General features: G+C 39.7%; 10 protein-coding genes. All 10 read right to left on the minus strand.

Features of this window, described 5'->3' with window-relative positions:
- Positions 1-33 precede the first annotated feature (33 nt).
- The 10 genes from H6G28_RS05835 to H6G28_RS05880 all read right to left on the minus strand — a co-directional run bounded on the left by H6G28_RS05835 (position 34) and on the right by H6G28_RS05880 (position 22,203).
- Positions 34-822: a thioesterase II family protein gene (locus tag H6G28_RS05835; protein ID WP_190669582.1), complete on the minus strand. Its 789-nt coding sequence runs from the start codon at positions 820-822 to the stop codon at positions 34-36.
- A gap of 320 nt (positions 823-1,142) precedes the next feature.
- On the minus strand, positions 1,143-2,030 hold the full coding sequence (locus H6G28_RS05840) for an oxidoreductase (protein ID WP_190669584.1): 888 nt from the start codon (positions 2,028-2,030) through the stop codon (positions 1,143-1,145).
- Between the two features lie 254 nt (positions 2,031-2,284).
- Positions 2,285-2,512, minus strand: coding sequence for an MbtH family protein (locus H6G28_RS05845; protein WP_190669586.1), 228 nt, complete (start codon positions 2,510-2,512; stop codon positions 2,285-2,287).
- A 166-nt stretch (positions 2,513-2,678) separates the two neighbouring features.
- Positions 2,679-3,692, minus strand: a complete 1,014-nt coding sequence (locus tag H6G28_RS05850; RefSeq protein WP_190669588.1) for a ferredoxin family protein — start codon at positions 3,690-3,692, stop codon at positions 2,679-2,681.
- Positions 3,685-4,566, minus strand: a complete 882-nt coding sequence (locus tag H6G28_RS05855; protein ID WP_190588346.1) for an SDR family NAD(P)-dependent oxidoreductase — start codon at positions 4,564-4,566, stop codon at positions 3,685-3,687. Before H6G28_RS05855 ends, H6G28_RS05850 begins: the two co-directional genes overlap by 8 nt.
- A gap of 191 nt (positions 4,567-4,757) precedes the next feature.
- The gene (locus H6G28_RS05860; RefSeq protein ID WP_190669590.1) at positions 4,758-6,137 is read right to left on the minus strand and encodes a cytochrome P450; all 1,380 of its coding nucleotides are present in this window, start codon (positions 6,135-6,137) and stop codon (positions 4,758-4,760) included.
- Positions 6,138-6,146: 9 nt separating this feature from the next.
- Positions 6,147-10,253, minus strand: a complete 4,107-nt coding sequence (locus tag H6G28_RS05865) for a non-ribosomal peptide synthetase (RefSeq protein WP_190669592.1) — start codon at positions 10,251-10,253, stop codon at positions 6,147-6,149.
- Between the two features lie 270 nt (positions 10,254-10,523).
- Entirely contained in the window at positions 10,524-15,086 is a 4,563-nt protein-coding gene (locus H6G28_RS05870; protein ID WP_190669594.1) for a type I polyketide synthase, read from the minus strand.
- Positions 15,087-15,356: 270 nt separating this feature from the next.
- Positions 15,357-17,000 carry a pyridoxal-dependent aspartate 1-decarboxylase PanP gene (gene panP / locus H6G28_RS05875; protein ID WP_190669596.1) on the minus strand — a complete coding sequence of 548 codons (1,644 nt, stop codon included), beginning with the start codon at positions 16,998-17,000 and terminating at the stop codon, positions 15,357-15,359.
- Positions 16,987-22,203, minus strand: coding sequence for a non-ribosomal peptide synthetase (locus H6G28_RS05880; protein WP_190669599.1), 5,217 nt, complete (start codon positions 22,201-22,203; stop codon positions 16,987-16,989). Before H6G28_RS05880 ends, panP begins: the two co-directional genes overlap by 14 nt.

Consider the following 22,203-nt stretch of genomic DNA (forward strand, 5'->3'; position numbering starts at 1 on the left):
TTGTTATAGATAGATTTTTTATATTATTATGATTTAAAGTCGATTTATTGTTATTGGTAAACTTAAATCAGAAGCTTGGAAGTATGCGGTTAGATTTGCGAGTAAGAGTGATGGGGATGAGTGTATAAAAAAGTGGTTTCCAGGGAATATTTCTAGTTGAAAGGAATTTTTGGTAAGCGATCGCCAAGCTTCTAGTTCTTGAATACTCACTTCTTGGTCTTCTAATCCTCCAAAAGCTGTAATTGGGCATTCTAGCGGTGTCTCTTGGCTATAAAGATAAGTTTCGGAAAGTGTAAAATCTGCCCGTAGGATAGGGATTAATAGCTGCATTAATTCGTCATTTTCTAATACTGAAGCAGGTGTACCATTCAGACGACGCAGTTTTTGTTTAAACTCATGTTCTGGTAGGGTGTGGATTGGTGGTTTTGATAGGGGGATTTGGGGAGCGCGACTAGCAGAAACAAATAGGTGCGATGGTTGTTTGTCATACTCTTGACGAAGATGACAAGCTAGTGCAGCACTGATCAATGCACCCATACTATGACCGAAAAAAGCAAATGGTTTGTCTAAATATGGTAGTAAGATGGGTGCGATCGCTTTCACCAGAGTTTCCATTTGCGTAAATGCAGGTATTTTCATCTGCTTTCCTCGTCCCGGAAGTTCTATGGGGCAAACTTCAACATTTTGGGGTAAGCTGGCATACCATGTGCGAAAAATTAGCGAGCTACCACCAGCATAGGGAAAGCAAAATAACCTGAATTGAGCTGGAGGATTAGGTTTAGGACAAGTTATGTAAGAGTTGAATGTTTGTCTATTGATCATAATCCTCATTCTCAATCATAATTTTTGCAGGGTGGTTGATGGTTGTTTATTCACATCTTGTATTTAGCGGATATATAGCCCTCAGACTGAAGTCTGGGGCTACACAAACTAAACCCGCACTTCGACCCTTCTCCTGCCGGAGACGCTACGCGAACGACAAGCTCAGGGCATTGCAAGCTCAGTGACCTCCTGCGCGGGTTCATCAGCAACGCCTAGTGAGATTACAAGCAAGAATAATTAACCGTCGATGGACGCAGATTAACGCTGATGAAAACAGATAAATTTGCTTCTTTAGCAAACTAGGAAAGGCCATAAACCCTTTAATTAACAGCAGCAACTTGCATTTTATCTGTTACCACTTCATCAAAATCAGTACTTGTGGATACTTCTTTCCAAGCGTCCAATCCTTCTTTAATAAATTGCAATGCACCATCAATGGTTTCGACTGCATCGCTTCCCAAAGCTAATCTGAGTGGTGGGACTTCGCTATCAACTGCTTTAATCATTGCTAAAGCAGCTTTTTTGGGATCACCAATTAATTTAATTTTCTGCTCTTTGACATCTTTTATCCATTGGCTCATGTCTTTAATAATTGGTTGATATTCTGGGATTTTTGTTTCAACTAAAACATGAGATTTGTTGAAAAAGTCGGTGCTGAATGCGCCAGGTTCAACCATTGTGACTTTGATTCCCAAGTGGGCGACTTCGTTAGCTAAAGAACCAGAAATTCCTTCTAAAGCTAACTTGCTGCTGATATAAATTCCTCCGCCTGCACCAGACATAAAGCAAGCTGCTGATGAGATATTGAGAATATGCCCACTACGCTGCTGACGCATATAAGGTATGACAACTCGCAGCATGTCTATAACACCAAAAAAATTCGTCTCAAATTGCCGCCTGATGGCATCATCACTAACTTCTTCTAGTATGCCGGCAACTTCACACCCAGCGTTGTTGACGAGTATATCAATTCTGCCAAAGCGAGCGATCGCATTTTTGACAGATTCTCTGACTTGTTCGGGTTTTGTCACATCAAGTTGCAATGCTAATGTCTGTTCTGGAAAGCTGGCGGCTAAATCTTCTAGCTTTCGAGGGTTTCGTGCTGTTAGCACTACTATTTCACCCTTCTCCAGTACTGTTTCTGCCAAGGCTCGACCAAAACCACTGGAGCAACCAGTAATAAACCATACTCTTGTTTGTTTTTCCATCGCTATTCTCCTTTTTTTAAAATTGTTGCTAATGCAATTTATCGGTTGTTTTAGAGATGTTGTGTACAACTTTTCTACAGTATTTATAAATTCAACTTCTCATATAGCAATCCTCTCTGAGTTGTGAAAAATATTCTGTTTAACGAACCGCAAAGGACGCATAGACGCGATAGCGGCTTCCCGCAGGGTAGGACACAAAGAAAGAGAATAAAAAGAAGAGAGAAAGTTTCACAAATGATTTAGGATTGCTATAGTTACTGAATATTGTTAGAAGTTGCTTGCATTTTTTGTCTGAGACTAATAGGCCTCATATCAGTCCAAACTTCTTTGATGTAATTTAAACATTCTTGTTTGAGTCCATTTTTGCCAACATCCTGCCAACCAAGAGGATTTTCCCGCTCTAAATGCCAAATAGAATATTGTTCTTCGTGATTAACTACAACTTTGTAGATTGTTGTGTCTTCTTTGTCATTTTGATACATAATTTACCTCGCATTATCCTTGCAGAACTTTATTATCAATAACTCTGAAATACTCATCATGATGAGATTGCCAAAGTTTTGAAATCTTTAGAAACAATTATTAGATAGAGAAGCGAAACATTAGATTTATCTTTTAATTTGAGATTGTATTTATGAAATCATTTTTTTACTCCAGCCTAACCAACTGGCTAACGCGATACTGCTTAACTGGTTCTAATTCCATGACTGTTGCTGAGTTACATGCAGTCATCACCTCACCACAGGTTTCTATTCTGACTTGATAGCTACCTTTTGTTTGAGTATGAGGATCTATAAAATCAATTTGAACTTCTGCCCAATCAGGCTGACATTCTTCCGCAACTTTTTCCATTGCTAGTACTTTTCCTGCTTTTAAATAATTCAGCCAACTCCAACCAGACTGCATCCAAATTTCACGTTCGGCAATTTGCTCAAATTGGTTTAAACCTGCCCATCCTCGGTAGTATGGACGTAAACCCAGAACTGAATTATTTTGTTCCACTAGTAAATCTAATACAGATGACTCCAGATGTCCCCAGAAATATCCTTGTGGTAAATCAATCAGTGTTGGCGCAAACTGATGACCACCAAAATGAGATGATTGCCAGACTCTTAAGTTTCCGTTGCTAAAAGGAGCATATTGTTTGCGTAGTTGCCGATATAAAGGATTACCAAATCTCCCACAAGCTAGGTCTACTTGAGCATGGGTACAAATCATTAATTCACGAATATGACTTGTTTGTTGTTGATATTTTTGAAAATCTGATAAATTATTAGGTTTTTGTATTAACTGCTGAAATATTGCTGTTACTAAAGCGGCAGCTTGATTTTCAGGAACAATAAATTCCTGTTTTTCAAACTGAGAAAACAGATGGGCAGGACGATAGTAATACAATATACGAGTCAAACCAGGTTCAGAATACTCGCGGTCAGGTGCGATTAATACTGGTTTTAGCTGAATTTTATATTTAAAAACTAACTCCTGGTATGCACTAATTAATGATTTGATAGTGGGGTTTTGTTGATAAATGTCTTGCGGCCAAGGTTGGGGAACTTCCATAATTAGCCAATGGTCGCAAGTTATGGCTGTACCAATGGGATCTTCTTTATTGGCTTTAGAAACTAAAGAACAAAAACGGCAATCTATTGTGTTGCTAATCATAGTTGAAGCTCTTAAAGTAGATTTGATCATGAAAATATTGATATGGTAGCAGTCTTTTGTATACTGCAAATAGCCTTAATGACCAAGGATATTTAGTGGGGAAATATTGTCTTTTTGGCTTTTTCGCTTCTAAAGCTTCTAAAATTACCTCGGTTACAGTCTCCAGGGGTGAGCCAATTTCCCGATTATGCTTGATAACATTGTCTATATGAATTTTATGGTTTTTGCCATATAAAGCTTGATGTTCTGGTGAAATATTAGCCAATGTTTTTTGATAATTTAGTTCTTGTTTATCTGCTTGTTCTGGAGTTAATAAAGCATCGGCTGGCAATATTGAAAGAACATCAACGCCGCTAGATTTTAACTCCATTCTTAAACAATCTGTCAGTGATTCCAAGGCGGCTTTTGTTGCGGATAAAATTCCAAAATATGGTACAGCGACTCTGCCACAAACACCACTAATATTGATGATTCTGCCTTTAGCTTTGCGTAGCATTGGTAAAAATGCTTGAGTCACAGCGATTTGACCAATCACATTGACTTCAAAGTTTAATCTAATATCTTCGATGGTTGTACATTCAATTGCTCCATTAGCAGCGACAACAGCATTATTAATTAAAGCAAATAATCCTTGTTCGCCAACTGCTAATGAAACAAAGTCCAAAGCTGATTTAATTTGTTCTGGTTTGGTGATGTCCAAAATGATTGGTATTAAATTACCAGACGCAGCTTGTTTGAGTGACTCCGCATCTTTTTCGGTGCGGACTCCGGCAAAAACTTGATATCCTTTTTTGTCTAGAAAAAGTGCGGCGGCTCGACCAAGACCTGTTGATGTTCCTGTGATGACAACTGCACCTTTATGACTTTGATTCATCTTTAATTACTCCCAGATAAAATATCTTTTTGATTTCCAAATCGCTGTATAAATAATAAGTATGATAAAACGAACCGCAAAGGACGCAAAGGGCGCGAAGAGGAGATAAGAGTTAAAGAGAGTTATTACGTAAGTCCTATTAAATGATTTACAAGCATCTTTCTCCCTTGTCTCCCTTTCCTGCATCATGTCTAAAACCTACCCGAAGCAAGAGATACCGACGGTTGCTGATGTTGATTTTGAGCAGATACAACCATCTTTACGCCACTAGCAGGATAACAAAGAAGTCCATCAAATTTTGGCTTTTCTGGTTGTTGATTCACGAGCTTTAATTGATAACGGGAAAGAATGGTAGCCAATACTAATTTCATTTCAAATAAAGCAAATGTGCCGCCAATACAAACACGGGAACCACCACCAAAGGGTAAAAACTCGTAGGTGGAAAATTGTTTTTCTAAAAAACGTTCTGGTTTAAATTGTTTTGGTTCTGGGTATAAATCTTCGCGCTGATGTGTAGAATAAATGTTGGCAATTAATATAGTTCCTGGGCTCAATTGATAGCCCATAATTTCTACTGGGGATTCTACAATACGGGGAAATGCAAACAGTTGAGTGGGGTAAATGCGTAAAACTTCGTTACAGACAGCGTTGAGATAAGGTAAGGCTAAGATGCTGATGATATCTGGGTTTTCGCCAAGGCTGCTAAGTTCTTCCCGCAGGCGATCGCACACATCAGGTAAACGGTGAATCCAGTACAAAGCCCAAGCGATCGCGGTTGCTGAAGCACCTTGCGCCGCCCCGATAGGTGAAATTAATAAGTCTCGGATTTCTTCATCTGCGATCGCTTCCCCCATCTCATCACTCGCTAATACCAAATCTGAGAGAATATCTGTGCGCGATAAATCTGCTTGCTGGCGACGTGCTTTTACTTCATCCGACAACACTTGAAACAGTTCTTGTCGCAGGTAAAGCAAATTTCCTTGGGGACTCCACCTCCCTAAATCCCATCCCCAAAAGGGTAGTTTTGTCAGCAGTTGTACCAATGGCGAGAGTTCATGTTTAAAAACAGCAGCAAATAAATGTTTTACTCTTTCATAGCGTTCTCCTTCATGCAATCCCATTACTACCTCTATACCTACCGCCAAAGTAATTTCTTCTAAAGCTGAGTAAGCCAGAAAAGGTTTACCAATGGTTTGTTGATTCATGACTCTTGCTGTTAGTTCGCAGATGCGTTTCCCACAGACTTGCATCCGTTCACCATGAAAAGCCGACATTAACAACTTGCGTCGATTTTTATGACGTAATCCATCTATTTGTAAAACTCCTTGCTCTCCTGTTAATAAAGCAAAATTTTGGTTTAATTCTCCCTTTGCTACAACTTCTTTAGTGTGGGTAAAAATCTCCTTGATTCCTGAAGGATTACTCACGTAAATTGTCGGTGTTGAATCAAACATTACAGTCACAATGTCACCATAACGTTGATAAATAGTATCCATATAGCCAAAGAAATCAGCCTCGAATTGCAAAGCCAGCAACCAAGCAGGAGTTTTTGGCCCAGGTGGTAGTTTCATCAGCCTTTTTTACTCCTTTGACATAGTGAAATTACAAACAGCATCATCAATACAAATTTTCAATTGTTTGGCTAATTCATGAATATGAGGTTCCAGTAAAATTGAGAAATGATTGCCAGGAATTTCAATCACTTGTGTAGATGCACTACCATATTTACCCCAACCTAAAAAGGGATCATTAGTAGTCCATTCAGGATTGTCAAAATCATGAATAATTTCTTCTTCGGCTCGTAAGATAGTTAAGGCATCAGAATAAGCTTGCGGTACATAATTTCGCATTGCTTGAACATTAGCTTTGAAAACTTTATAATGATGTAAAAAATCTTGAATCTCAGCTTCTGAAAAAATAAAGTTGGCTTTTTGATTGATTAAATTAAATTGCTCATGGAGTGATAAATCTCGCATTTCTTCAAAAGATAGCGATAAATTTATGTCATTCCAAATTTTTGTTTCTTCCGCCAACCGCAGCAAAAACTTAGCATCATCATCAGGACTTGTTTGAATAGCAGTTTCTGGTAAAATAGCATCGATAATTGCCACCAAACCTACTTTTTGACCTTGCTTTTGCAGTTGCTTGGCTATTTCAAAAGCGAGAATCCCACCGTAACAATGTCCGCCTAAAAGATAGGGGCCATTGGGTTGGAATTGGCGAATTTCTTTGAGGTAGCGAGTTGCTAGTTTTTCTACGGAAATTATATCAGGTTGTTCGGGATCTGGCTTATATTCTAATCCATAAAATGGATAGTCCTCGCCCAAGATTCTTGATAATTTAAAATAGGGGCTAATGTTACCGCCAGCACCATGTATACAGAAGAAAGGTAGCTGATTACCAGCCGAGTTAATAGCTACCAAAGGAGAATTAGAAGTTTCTCGGAATGGTTGATTAACAATTTCGGCTAGTTCTTCAATTGTTGGGTTTTCAAATAAAGTTGATAAAGGAAGATTATATCCAAATTTATCATAAATTTGCGCCATCACACGTACAGCCAAAAAGGAATGTCCGCCTAATTCAAAAAAGTTGTCTTTGATGCCGATAGGATGAGTGTTTAAGATATTTTCCCAAATTTTCACTAAAGCTAATTCGTTAAAATTTCGGGCAGCTATTTTTGATATCTGGGAATTTTGCTGGATAATTTCAGTTTGGGGTAAGGCAGCTTTGTTGACTTTACCATTAGGTGTGAGTGGCAGAGCATCCAGTAAAATAAAAGCTGACGGCAACATATAATTAGGTAGTTTATGTTGCAAATAAGATGATAATTCGGGAATTATATCTGACTTATCGGTAACGATATAGGCAAGCAAGCGGATATTTTCGGGATGCTCATTGCTAGTAATCACAACTGCTTCCTGCACATCTGGGTGTTGCGCGATCGCACTTGCTATTTCTCCTAATTCTACCCGGAAACCTCTGATTTTTACTTGTTCATCACGGCGACCTAAATATTCCAAATTGCCATCGGGTAAATATCTCACTAAATCGCCTGTTTTATAAAGTTTATTTCCCAGAATCCAAGGATGATCAATGAATCTTTCTTGGGTTAAATCTTGACGATGTAAATATCCTTTTGTCAACCCATCACCACCAATATACAGTTCTCCTATTACTCCTATCGGTGTTGGTTGTAAATCACCGTTTAAAACATAAGTTTGAGTGTTATTAATTGGACGACCGATAGGCACACTCTGGGCTTGAATAGGTAATAAACTAGTATCGTAGTAAGTTGCATTTGCCGAAACTTCCGATGAGCCATAAAGGTTGATTAACTTGGCAAATGGCATTAATTCATAGAAACCCTGCACCAATTTAATCGATAATGCTTCTCCACTCGTTATCCAGAATTTGAGATGTGATAATTTATGAATCAGATGGCTATAATTATCTAGAATCAACCGGAGTAATGAAGGTACAAGAATAATTCGACTAACTTTGTGATGTCCTAGAGATTCGATAAATAATTGTGGATCTAACAAAGTTGTATTGCTAATAATTACTGTGGTAATACCTTGTAGTAAAGGCGCAAAAATTTCCCAGACAGAATCAACAAAACTAATAGCTGTTTTTTGACAACAAACTTCTCCTGGCTTAAAAGGATAGGTTTTCCATAACCAGTGTAAGCCGTTGATTGTACCGCGATGAGTGCCAAGAACACCTTTAGGTTTACCAGTGGAACCAGAAGTATAGATAATATAAGCAATATCATCCGATGAATAAATGTGAATCGGATTTTCTGTACTTTCTTGCGCCAGTTCTTCTTGATAAGTATCTAAGCAAATAATTTGAGCCGCAGATAATGATAGTTTTGCTAATATTGCTTGTTTGGTAATTAATAGTTTTGCTTGGGAATCAGAGAGCATAAAATTTAACCGCTCTACTGGATAACTCGGATCTAGGGGAATGTATGTACCACCAGCTTTGAGAATAGCTAAAATCCCCACTATCATATCTATATCGCGTTCCAGACATAGAGCCACTAGAGTTGCTGGTGTTACACCTTGTTTTTGTAAAAAATGTCCAAGCTGATTAACTCTTTGGTTTAGTTGACGATAAGTAATTTGTTCAGACTCGCTAATTAAGGCGATGGAATCTGGTGTGAGTTCAACTTGCTGCTCGAATAATTGATGTAGGGATACAGTTTGGGGATAATCTGTATGAGTTTGATTAAACTTATATAATAGTTGTTCTTGCTCTGAAGTTGTTAACAGCGATAATTCGCTCAGGCGCTGTTCTGGATTAGCAATGATATTTGTTAATAAAGTTTGAAAATGATTGATAAATTTAGTAATAGTTGGCGCATCAAAAATGTCAGTATTATATTCCAAAAAGCCTATCAATCCTGTTTCAGATTCAGACATAGAAAGAAACATATCTAATTGAGATGTGCCGCTATCAAAGTCTAAAGTTTGTAAAGTTAACCCCGCTATTTCCTCCACAGTGCTAGGCGTGTTTTGCAACACAAACATAACTTCATAAAGAGGATTTCGGCTTAAATCTCGTTCGGGTTGCAATTGTTCGACAAGCATCTCAAATGGTAAATCTTGATGAGAGTATGCACCCAGAGTTACTTCCCGGACTCGATGTAAAAATTCCCGAAAACTAGGATTTCCACTGAGGTTATTACGCAATACTAAAGTATTGACAAATAAACCCAGCATTCCTTCTAATTCTGGACGGTTACGGTTAGCAATGGGCGAACCAATTAAGATATCTGCTTGATTTGTGTAGCGATATAAAAGGATATTAAACGCCGCCAGCAAACTCATAAATAAAGTTGTATCGGTTTGCTGACTTAATTGTTTGAGGGAGTTTGTCAGGGATTTTGATAATCTAAAATATTGCTTCGCCCCAACAAAATTACTAATTTGAGGTCGCGGACGGTCTGTAGGTAGTTGTAATATAGGTAACTCACCCTGGAGTTGTGCTTGCCAATATTGTAATTGATTGGCGAGTAATTCACCTTGCAGGCGATCGCGTTGCCAAATGGCAAAATCTCCATACTGTATTGGAAGTTCTGGTAAAGTTGGCTGTTGGTTTGTCGAGAAAGCCCCATACAGCGCGGATAACTCCCGCAAAAATACCCCGCAAGACCAGCCATCGGTAATAATGTGGTGCATAGTCACCAGCAAAATATGTGATTCTGCACTCAAGCGCAATAAATTCGCCCTAACTAACAATTCTTTCGCTAAGTTAAAAGGTTGTCTGGCGAATTCCGCCGCCAATAATTTAACTTCCGATTCCCAATTTTTACCAGATAAATGTTCACAGTTAATAAGTGATAATTCCCAATTTAATTGATGCGTAATTTCTTGGACAGGTTCTCCATTGACAACCTTAAAATTTGTCCGCCACACTTCATGACGCTTGAGAATTTTATTTAAGCTTTGTTCAAGAGCGACAATATTTAAATTTCCTTGGATATGAAAAGCAAGAGGAATATTGTAGAAATCACTCCCATGATAAAGCTGATCAATAAACCATAGTCTTTGTTGCGAAAAAGATAAGGGAATATTTGAAATATTTTGGCGCTTAGGAATAACATCAGCTTTAAGTTTTCCCCCCTTCCATTTTTCTAAAAGAGCCTTTTTTGCTGGTGATAAATTAGAGTATTGTTTATCCATAATTATAAAATTTCCTTAATCGGCGTTTATTTGCGTGCATCGGCGGTTAATTATAGCAGTCCTAAATCATTTGTAAAATTTCTATATCTTTTTCTTCTTTCTTACCTTTGCGTCCTACCCTGCGGGAAGCCGCTTGCGCGTCTAAGGCGTTCTTGGCGGTTTGTTTCCATATCTATGTTTTTCACGACTCATTTAGGATTGCTATATTCTTGAATTAGAGGTTGTTTGAAAAGTTTTTGATACATAGTTAGAGACTTTTCAAACACCCTCTTAGACATTACTTAAGAGTAAAGCTACTTCTTCCTCTGATAATTCAGCAATTTTATCTAACATCAACTGTTCAATAAATTCTGCCTGCTTCACTGGAGTCATTGCTTCTAATAACAAGTCACGTAAAGGTAAATCCACAGGGAATTTAGCCCGCAAACGAGAAACTAATTGAGTTGCAATTAGCGAATCGCCTCCTAACTCATAAAAGTTGTCGTAAATCCCAATTTCTACAATTCCTAGTACCGCTTGCCAAATTTCCGTAATTTGCTTTTCTAACTCATTTGTAGGCGCAATATATGAGTTATTCAGGCTAGGTCTAGAGTGGCGAGGGGATGAATCTAATTGATGATTAGATTGTGTATCTTGCCAAGAATCAAGGTTAATTTTCTGAGTTTTTCTGGTATTAATATCAACTGGAGAAATAATCATCTGAGTTCCTGGCGGATAAGCAAGGACTCGCTGAAATACTTCTATTACTGCTGTTGGTGTAATTGCTAACGTTGTTCCAGAAACTTGCTCAGATATGATTGATTCTTGGGCTGGATTTAGTTGTATATTATCCCAGTTAATAATATACCACGGATAATAATTATTTCGATTAAGTTGATTGCTCCAACTATCAATTAATTGATAAACTGCGGCATCTAAACATAAACCAAATCCTCCTAAAATGCTAGTCAAGGAAGAAAAGATACAACCAAAATCTAGATTGTAGTTATGTAAGACTTTTTCTAAGATAGTAATTTGACTATGTTGTGATTTTAAGAGATTTTCTAATTCTCTAGCTGTAATTTCTGCCAAAGAACCAAATATTTGTTCATGCCTAATTCCAGTGGCATAAATCACACCATGAATTTGTTCAACATTTTCCGTAAGGATTTGCTGCATTTGCTCATAATTAGTTTTATCGGCACGCAACAATAAAACTGCTGCACCGAGTTCTTCCAAGGCGATAAAATGTTGAATTTTCTGGCTGATAGTATCATCTGACGGATGAATTTCTAGCCATTGTGAGAAGTTCTCTTGTTTGGGAAATTGAGCATTTTCAATAAATATCAGTTTGGCTTGGCAAGTTGTTGTTAAATATTTTGCCAGCACAAATTCTAGACTCTCTAAACCACCCGCAAATAGGTAAATCCCCCCGTTTCGGAAAGGGATATTATCAGCAACAATGGCATCTAAATGAACTGGGGTAAATGTTTGTACCCAACGATAGCGATCGCGGTAAGCAATGACCTTATCTAAAGATGTAGAAATTAGCTCATTTAATAGTTGCTGAATAATCTGATTATCGCTGCGATCGCAATTTAAAACAATGTCAATACACTGGCAAGTAATATGGGGGTACTCTTGGGAGACTACTTGACATAAACCTAAGATTGGTGCTTTTTCTGGGTTTATTTTTTCATTTCCATTTACTTCTAGAATGTTGTTGGTTATCACCTTGATTTGTAGGTGGTTTTTCAGCTTACTAATACTTTGAGTTAAAGATAGTAAACTCTTGCACTCTAAATATTTGTTAGGTTGAGAATTTTCAGACTGATTTAAACTCCAACAGTAAGCAATATTTTCCGGTTGTTGTCCCGATGATATTAATTCTTGAATTAATAATTCATAGTCTGAGTTTGAGTAGGGATTAATTTGATAACTAGTTGTACTGATTTTCTTAAATTCATCACCTTGGTGAACACTAACAACAGTTTTACCTTTATCTTTCAACTTATCAAGTATTTGCTCACCAACTCCCAAATCATCTGCAAACAATAGCCATGTTGATTTTCTGGTTGCGGATGAATGAGTTAGTAAAGAACGTTGCCAAGAAGGAATGTAAAACCAGTCAGCAATATCTTGTTTCGCAACAGTAGATGAAGATTGGGGATTAATCCAGTATCTTTTACCTTCAAATGGGTAAGTCGGTAAAGGCAAACGATGACGCTGTTCATGACGATAAAATCCTGACCAATCAAGTTCTAAACCCGCCAGCCACAGCCGACCTAATGTTTGTAATAAAAAGCAAATATCAGATTGTTGGTCTTTGATATGGCGTAACGAACTTAATACTTGTTGCTGAGAATTTTTACCTAAATGCTGTGTGGTGAGTGTGCTTAAAGTCCGCCCCGGCCCCACTTCTAAAAACACACCATCAAACTGCTGAATTAGTTGTGATATCCCTTCAGAAAATCTGACAGTTTGGCGTAAATGTTGACACCAATAATCAGGGTTTGTGGCTTGTGCTGGAGTAATCCAAGTACCAGTGACATTAGAAATAAAGCTAATTTTTGGTGGATTAAGTTTAACTGTTTTGCAAGTCTCCCGAAATGCTGGCAATATTGGTTCCATCATCAACGAATGGAAAGCGTGAGATGTGTGCAACCGCCGACATTCAATTGCTTGCACAGTTAATTTTTGTTCCAAGGATGCAATTGCACTGCTGATTCCTGACACTACACAAGCAGATGGACTGTTAATCACCGCAATTTGTAGAGATGCTCTATAAAACTCAGATGTATCTAGGAGCGACTGCACATCTTTGGCGGGTAACTTAATTGCCAGCATACCGCCTGGGGGTAGTTGCTGCATTAACTGTCCTCTTTTTGCCACAATCGCCAAAGCATCTTCTAAAGAAAATACACCAGCGATCGCTGCCGCCACATATTCGCCTATACTATGACCAATCATCGCCTCTGGATGCACGCCCCAAGACATCAATAACTGCGCTAAGGCGTACTCTGTGACAAACAAGGCGCTTTGGGTGAGGAATGTTTGTTGTAGTTGATTTGCAGCCGCTTCTGTCGCCTCTGGATGGGGGTAAAGCAGAGAGCGAATATCTAAACCAAGATAGGGCTGTAAAATTTCAGCGCAGGCATCTACGTGTTTTTTATATGTTGGTTCCAGTTCATATAATTCCCGACCCATGTTTGCATACTGCGTTCCTTGTCCCGAAAACATGAAGATGACAGGACAGTGTCTCGGCTGATAGTGGTGATTAAAAATACGTTGATTATCTTGATTATCTAGCAATTTAACTGCATCAGCATGGCCGTGACAAATCATGATGCGGCGATAATCAAAAGCCCGACGACCGACTTGCAGAGTATAAGCCACATCAGCCAGGGGAACATCAGAATTTTGTGTCAAATAATCGCGCAGTTGGGCTGTTGCTGTTTCTAAAGCCGTGCTGGTTTTCGCCGACAACAGTAACAATTGCCAAGGACGGGAAGAACTAGAAGCAGGAATGACAGGAGCTTCTTCTAAAATGATATGGGCATTAGTCCCGCCAATACCAAAAGAACTTACACCAGCCCTGCGGGGTGTGCTGTTGGTTTTCCACTCTGATAATTGGGTATTGACGTAAAAAGGGCTATGGGCAAAATCGATTTGGGGGTTTGGCTGCTGAAAATGCAAACTTGCAGGGATTTGCTGATGTTTTAAAGCCAAGACAGTTTTGATTAATCCTGTCACACCGGCGGCCGTATCTAAATGACCAATATTAGTTTTGACAGAACCAATGGCACAAAAACCTGTTTTATCTGTACTCTGGCGGAAAGCTTGGGTTAACGCCTGAATTTCAATCGGGTCGCCTAAAGCCGTTCCTGTACCGTGGGTTTCGATATAACTCACAGTTTCCGCTTCCACACCAGCCAAGGCTAAAGCTTCTAAAATAACTTCTCGTTGACCATCAACACTAGGGGCGGTATATCCTACCTTTAAAGAGCCATCATTATTAACAGCAGAACCTTTAATAATTGCATGAATAAAATCACCATCATTAATTGCATCTTCCAAGCGTTTTAAGACGACAACCCCCACACCATTGCCAAAAACAGTACCGTTGGCGTTAATATCAAAAGCCCGACAATGACCATCAGGAGATTTAATTCCCCCTGGTTGATATTCGTATCCAGTTTTGGGTTTAGCTGCAATCGTCACACCGCCAGCTAAAGCTATATCACTTTCACCATTGAGTAAACTTTGACAAGCTAAATGCACAGCGACCAATGATGTCGAACAAGCGGTTTGAACATTAATACTTGGCCCTCTTAAGTTTAATTTGTAAGAAACTAAAGTCGGTAAAAAATCTTTATCATTGCCAATTAAAACTTGATAACTGTCGGCTGATTCCAGAAAACTGCGATTATTATATAAGTTAGAAAGGAGATAATCACTAGCAGCAACACCAGCAAATAAACCGATGCGATCGCGGTAAATTTCAGAGTTATAACCCGCATTTTCTAAAGCTTCCCAAACAGCCTCTAAAAAAATGCGGTGTTGTGGGTCTGTAACTTCTGCTTCTCTAGGAGAAAAACCAAAAAAAGCCGCATCAAATAAATCGATATTTTCTAATATGGCGCTGGCTTTCACATAATTGGGATTGTTGAGCAATTTAGTATCTACCCCAGCCGCGATTAGCTCCTCATCCGTGAAATTAGAAATTGACTCTACACCATTTTTCAGGTTTTGCCAAAAGCTATCAACTTTATTAGCTCCAGGAAACCGACCCGCCATTCCAATAATAGCGATCGCATCTTGATTATTTAAGCTATCAATAAAATTATTAGCCATATCCATAAGTCAAAACCTGACAGTAAATATTTCTGGACTAAGTTTCAAGAGTGCTGAGTAAATAACTTTTATTTAAATCAGCACTCATCACTTTATGACTTACGCAAAATTATGAAGAAATGAACCGCAAAGGACGCATAGACGCGATAGCGGCTTCCCGCAGGGTAGGACACGAAGTTATAAGAGTTTGAGAGAGTTCTTGCGTAAGTCCTAATATTTTTTCCTCCTGCCTCTGGTTGGTGAGCGAAGCCGAACCACTGCCTTCTTCGGTCAATATGTCAGTGGCATTGTTGCCGCAATTTGAATTTGATCATCTAAAACTGCATCAATATCTCCTTCAGTAGTTAAAGGATTTGCAATCACCGCACGCATCGCAATCACTGGTATTTCCTTATCTAAACTGATAGTTGTTTTTGTAGTTCGGGAAATAAAAGTCCGCCCAATCTGACGCTGCTTTTTCTGCAAGCGTTCATTAAAATCATTGATAATTTGATTATCAGATGCAGTTAATTTTTTATTACTAACTACATCTCGAAATTGCTCAGGAATATAACGATAAATTAACAAATTTGTATCAGGTTGCGCCAACAATTCAAACTCTGGTAACTCATCAATTCGTGCCGCCATATATTGGGTTTTGCGGATACCTTCATCAATCAAAAACTCATAACCATTCAACCCAATTAGCTGCAAACCAGCATGTAAAAATAACGCCATCCCTGGACGAGAACCTTCTAACGCCCGTTTACCTAAATCAAATGACCCCTTACGCATGGTATAGCTGGCTTGTTTTTCAATTGCTGAGGCTAAATAAGGGTCACGGAAAAATACCATCCCAATACCCATTGGCAAATACAATTGTTTATGTCCATCAATGGTCACAGAATCAGCTTGTGCAATTCCCGCTAGTTTATGTTGGTATTTGCGCGAAAAAATTACAGGGCCACCCCAAGCAGCATCGACATGGAAATGTACATGATTTTCTTGGGCAATTGCAGCAATTTCTGTTAACGAATCAACACTACCAGAATCAGTAGTTCCGGCAATACCAACAATAGCGATAATATGTAAGTTTTTGGCGCGACATTCTGCAACAGCTTGACGTAATGCTGGGATATTAACGCGATTATTAGCATCAACTGGGACGCGAATCAAATTTTTAGTACTGATTCCCATCAAATCTGCAGCTTTATCAAAAGAAAAGTGCATCAATTCCGAACCAATGACTACCGCACCTTCATAACCATAATAATTTAAGGCTGCTGTTAACCCTTCTTTTTCTATACCTAAAAAATCATGGGTTGCGCCTAAAGATTTATTGCGAGCGCACCACAAAGCCGTAATATTCGCCGTTGTTCCACCAGAAACCAAAATACCCAAGGTACTTTGATTATTTTGAATATGTTGATTGTAGAAATTATCAGATAAATGATAAATTTGACGGTGCATCATCGCCAAAGCTTCCCGTTCACAAAAACTCAAAGCCTTAGCCGTTTCGATTTTGACAGCATTTTGATTCATCGCCGTCATCAACTTTGCTAAAGGGCGCACAAAAGAAGGTAATGCCGAAGTCATGTGACCAATAAATTGCGGCGCTGACGTATGTATAGAATGAGCAACGACATTCTCATTTAAAGATTGAAAATAGCTGTCAAAATCAGTGGGTTCTACTGGGATTTGACTATTGCCAAATTTGCTAATAATCCAGTCAATCTCAGCATTTGTATTGGCATCTTCAGCCATTAAAAAATCAGTCGATAAATCATCAACTATTTCATCAAGTTGATTTTCTAGATATTTCCCGTGATTTGGGGCAAATATTTGTTTAACATACTCGCCAATATCAGTTTGTACGATTTTTTCTGTGGGAGTAAGATTGTTTCGAGATAAAATTTCTGTTTCACTTAATGTCATGGATTTTCCTTGAATTACAAGGTACAAACATCTCGAATACGGACAAGTCAAAGCAAATAGAGGTGGATGCTAAAACTCCTGCCCTTGCTTCTCGGCTAAAGGTTTTGTCTGCCCAATCTAACATGGCCACGGTGCTGGCGTGTTGAATCATTACACCTTTGGGTTTGCCTGTGGAACCAGAGGTATAGATAATGTAGGCGAGGTTCTCAGGCGTGACTTCCGTGACTAGATTTTCCTGGTTGTGTTGGCTGATGTGATGCCAATCAGTATCTAAACAGATTACCTTGGCTTGGTGTGGGGGCATGACTGCCAAAAGTGCAGATTGGGTGAGTAAGACTGGTGCTTGTGTGTCTTCTAGGATAAAGGCGATGCGTTCAGATGGATAGTTGGGGTCGAGGGGGATATATGCGCCACCCGCTTTCAGGATGGCGAGTAGTCCAATGATCATATCCAAAGAACGCTCTACGCAAATCCCCACCAATACCTCTGGCTTAACTCCCAGCGATCGCAGATAATAAGCTAATTGGTTGGCTTTGGTGTTTAATTGTTGGTAAGTTAATTGCTGATTTGCAAATTCTACGGCTACTGCATTTGGTGTTTTATTTACCTGTTGTTCAAATAATTGATGAATACATAGATGTTGTGGATAGGCAACGGCGGTATCATTCCACTCCCGCAGTAATTGATGCTGCTCAGATTTATTCAACAATGGTAACTCTGACAAACGCTGCTGTGGATTTGCCACAATTCCTGTCAACAACGTTTGTAAATGACCTGCCATCCGGCAAATCGTACTGTCTTTAAATAAATCAGTGTTGTATTCTAAACTCGCAACTAACCCTGCATCGGTTTCTGTGACATAAAGAGTTAAATCAAACTTGGCACTATCACTGCTGCTGTCTTCCGGCGTTAAAGTCAAACCCGGTAATTTTAATGCAGACATCGGCGCATTTTGCAAGACAAACATCACCTGAAACAGTGGTGTATGGCTCAAATCGCGCTGGGGTTGCAATTGCTCAACCAACAACTCAAAGGGGACATCCTGATGTGCGTAAGCGCCTAATGCCATTTCTCGCACTTGTTTGAGCAGTTCCACAAAGCTGGGATTTCCCTCTAAGTTAGTTCGCAGGACTAGAGTATTGACAAAAAAGCCAATTAACCCTTCTATTTCGGCTCGGTTGCGGTTAGCGATGGGCGAACCAACCACAATATCTTTCTGCCCGGTGTAACGCCATAGCAAGATTTGGAAACTTGCCAACAAGGTCATAAATAAAGTACTTCCCTGCTGTTGGCTGAATTTGTTCAGGGCTGTTGATAGTTCTGTAGATAATTCAAAAGAGTAGGTTGCACCCTGAAAGGTCTGGATTGCTGGTCTGGGATAATCGGTGGGTAATTCTAAAACTGTGGGGGCGTTTGCTAATTGCTTGCGCCAATAAGATATTTGGGTTTCCAGGACTTGTCCTTGTAACCATTGTCTTTGCCACGCGGCAAAATCTACATATTGTATTGGTAGGGCAGGTAATGGTGAGGGTTGTCCATCACAAAAAGCTGGATAAAGGGCGGCTAATTCTTGTACCAATATGCCAATTGACCAAGCGTCAGAGACAATATGGTGCATTGTCACTAAAACAATATGTTCTTGTTCACTCAGACGTAAGAGTTTGACTCTGAGGAGATGGTCGCGGCTGATGTCAAAGGGTTGTTGTGCTTCTAAGTCAGCGAGGTGTTGGATTTTGGCTGCTTGTTGACTTGTTTCCAGGTCGCTGAGATCGATGGTGGATAAGCTGAGGGGCTTTTCTGGTGCGATCGCAGCTACAACTTGTCCGGCGGTGGTGACAAAATTGGTTCGCAGTGCTTCATGACGGGTGACAATTTCGCTGAAACTTTGGGCTAAGGCGGCGACATTTAACTGTCCTTGTAGCCGCACTGCTGCTGGGATATTGTAGAATGGGCTACTTGGTTCTAGTTGGGATAAAAACCACAGCCTTTGTTGGGCAAATGATAAAGGTAATTGTGGCGATCGCGCTATCTTTTCAATCTTAGTTGTGGCAATTGTGAAATCTGCCTGAATTGCTTTTTCAATTTCTTTAGCTAACCCGGCGATGGTGGGTTTTTCAAATAAATAACGTAAAGGTAACTCGATGTGAAAAACTTGGCGAATTTGGGAAATCACACGGGTGGCGATTAAAGAATGTCCGCCTAATTCAAAGAAATTCTGATCAATCCCGACTTTCTCTATCCCCAAGATTTCCGCCCAAATCCCGGCTAATAAATTCTCTATGGGTGTGGCTGGAGTCAGACTAGATGCTGATCCTGGTGTAAATTCCGGTGGTTTGAGGGCTTTGCGGTCAACTTTACCATTGGGTGTTAATGGTAGTGCCTCTAAGGTGACAAAAGCTGCCGGCATCATGTAGTTAGGCAACTTGGCTGCTAACAAGTCCCGCAGTTCCGCAGGTGTAAAACTTTGCCCTGTGTGGGGGACTATATAAGCAACGATTCGTTGAGTATCGGCGGCGGAACCATGAACCGTCACCACAGTTTCTCTGACAGTTGTGTGTTGGCTAATGACAGCAGCAATTTCTCCCAATTCAATGCGAAAACCACGGATTTTAACTTGATGATCAATGCGTCCCAGGTATTCAATGTCTCCGTTGGGTAAGTATCGCGCCAAGTCTCCGGTTTTATACAGACGTGCGGCTGTTTCGCTAAAGGGATTGGGGATAAATTTTTCGGCGGTTAAATCTGGACGCTGGAAATAACCCCTCGCCAGTCCCAAGCCACCAATGCACAACTCCCCAGCTACACCCACAGGCATTAATTGGTGATTTTTGTCGAGGATATAAAGCTGGGTGTTGGCAATGGGAGAACTAATGGGTACGGTGTGATCAACGGTTTTTACCTGACAAGCGGCTGACCAAATTGTGGTTTCTGTGGGGCCGTACATATTCCATAAACACCGACACCTCTCTAGTAACTGATTGGCTAATTGTCCTGGTAAAGCTTCGCCACCACAGAGAATTTTTAATTGATGATTACCACTCCAACCTGCGGCTAACAGTAATTGCCATGTGGCTGGTGTGGCTTGCATAACTGTAGCTTGACACTCAGCGATTTTTGCCGCCAACTGCACACCATCGGAGATAATTTCTTGGCTGGCAATTACCAACCTTGCGCCGACAATTATGGGTAAAAATAATTCTAAGGCGGCAATATCAAAAGAGTAGGTGGTAACTGCCAGTAATGTATCTTCAGCAGTTAAGCCGGGGGCTTGCTGCATAGAGTACAAAAAGTTACTCAAGGCAAGGTGGGGAATTTGTACACCTTTGGGTTTACCTGTGGAACCAGAGGTATAAATCACATAAGCAAGGTTCTCAGTCGTGACTTCCGTTACCAGATTTTCCTGGTTGTGTTGGCTGATGTGATGCCAATCAGTATCTAAACAGATTACCTTGGCTTGGTGTGGGGGCATTCCTGCCAGAAGTGATGTTTGGGTGAGTAAGACTGGGGCTTGTGTGTCTTCCAGGATATAGGCGATACGTTCAGTGGGATAGTTGGGGTCGAGGGGGATATATGCACCACCCGCTTTCAGGATAGCGAGTAACCCAATGATCATATCTAAAGAACGCTCTACACAAATTCCCACCAATACCTCTGATTTTACTCCCAGCGATCGCAAATAATCAGCTAATTGGTTGGCTTTGGTGTTTAATTGTTGATAAGTTAATTGCTGATTTGCAAATTCTACGGCTACTGCATCCGGTGTTTTTGCTACCTGTTGCTCAAATAATTGATGAATACATTTATCTAAAGCATAATTAGTTGTGGTATTATTCCATGCTTGGAGTATTTGCTGATTTTCTTGTGTGGTCAGCATGGGTAGTTCCCGCAATTTTGCTTCGGGATTGGCAATAAAACCCGCCAATAAAGTTTTTAAATGCTCTAATATGCGGCTAATACTAGAGCTTTCAAATTGAAGATTATTATAGGAAATATATAAATTTAATGATTCTGAATTTGGTACTACCTTCACAGTTAGGGGGTAGTTTGTCCAGTCAAATAATGATTTAGAATCGATGACTCCGATATCTTCAACAATCGATGCTTGATTGTAATCTACTAATTCATTATCAAAAACTAAAATACTATCAAATAGTGGTAGACCAGGTGAAATCTGACTCCATTGTTGAATTTTGGATAATGGGCTGTATTCATACTCCCGCATCTGCACTTCTTCAGTTTGCAGTTGTTTCAGCCAAGAGGTGAGAACAGCATTATGGTCTACTTTTACTCGTAGTGGCAATGTGTTGATAAACAGCCCAATCATCGATTCCGCATCAGCTAACGCCGTTGGTCTACCTGAAGATGTTGAGCCAAAAACCACATCTGACTCTTGACTATAACGGCTCAAAAGTAAAGCCCAAGCGCCTTTAATGATGATATTTAAAGTTAGTTGATACTTACGAGCAAAAGCTTTGAGGTCAGTTGCCATAGTTGCTGACAACTGTAATTCTTGTCTGTGATAATCTGTGGCTTGGTCAGCAAAATTAGCTGCATTTTTCCCAATCAGAATTGGTGTTGGGACTGTAAATCCTTGAAGTTTGTGCCGCCAAAAAGATTCGGCTTTCTTATGGTCTTGTTGTTGTAACCAAGTAATATATTCTTTGTAAGGACGGGGGCGTTCTAAATATAAATCTTGCCCTTGGCAAAAGGCATAATAAAACTCATAAAATTCTTTCCACAGCCAACTTACAGACCAGCCTTCCATTAAGATGTGATGAAAGCTAAACACAAATTGATAATTGTCTTTAGCCATCTGAATTAATGTCAGGCGGATTAAGGGAGCTTGCCCTAATTCAAAACCGCGATCGCCATCAGCTTTTAAAAAATCTGCAAACTGCTTTTGTTGTGCTTCTAATGATAAATGTTGCCAATCTTGAAATTCCCAAGGCAAATCTACTTGCTTATACACAACTTGATATGGTTTATCCAGATTCTCCCAATAAAATGCTGTGCGTAAAATTGGGTGACGGTCTACAACTCGCTGCCAAGCTTTTTGGAAAACTGGGATATTAATTGGCGTTTGCAAAGTAAAATAATTCTGCTCAAAATACACCACCGAATCAGGTGCAGCCAACTTGTGAAACAGCATCCCCTGTTGCATCGGAGAAAGTTCGTAAATATCTTCAATATTGTTGGGTTTCAT

The sequence above is a fragment of the Nostoc sp. FACHB-190 genome (assembly GCF_014696905.1).
Taxonomy (GTDB): Bacteria; Cyanobacteriota; Cyanobacteriia; order Cyanobacteriales; family Nostocaceae; genus Nostoc_B.

Coding starts and splice junctions, on each gene's coding strand:
- H6G28_RS05835 (WP_190669582.1), bottom strand. CDS start 822: ATGATCAATAGACAAACATTCAACTCTTACATAACTTGTCCTAAACCT.
- H6G28_RS05840 (WP_190669584.1), bottom strand. CDS start 2,030: ATGGAAAAACAAACAAGAGTATGGTTTATTACTGGTTGCTCCAGTGGT.
- H6G28_RS05845 (WP_190669586.1), bottom strand. CDS start 2,512: ATGTATCAAAATGACAAAGAAGACACAACAATCTACAAAGTTGTAGTT.
- H6G28_RS05850 (WP_190669588.1), bottom strand. CDS start 3,692: ATGATTAGCAACACAATAGATTGCCGTTTTTGTTCTTTAGTTTCTAAA.
- H6G28_RS05855 (WP_190588346.1), bottom strand. CDS start 4,566: ATGAATCAAAGTCATAAAGGTGCAGTTGTCATCACAGGAACATCAACA.
- H6G28_RS05860 (WP_190669590.1), bottom strand. CDS start 6,137: ATGAAACTACCACCTGGGCCAAAAACTCCTGCTTGGTTGCTGGCTTTG.
- H6G28_RS05865 (WP_190669592.1), bottom strand. CDS start 10,253: ATGGATAAACAATACTCTAATTTATCACCAGCAAAAAAGGCTCTTTTA.
- H6G28_RS05870 (WP_190669594.1), bottom strand. CDS start 15,086: ATGGCTAATAATTTTATTGATAGCTTAAATAATCAAGATGCGATCGCT.
- panP (WP_190669596.1), bottom strand. CDS start 17,000: ATGACATTAAGTGAAACAGAAATTTTATCTCGAAACAATCTTACTCCC.
- H6G28_RS05880 (WP_190669599.1), bottom strand. CDS start 22,203: ATGAAACCCAACAATATTGAAGATATTTACGAACTTTCTCCGATGCAA.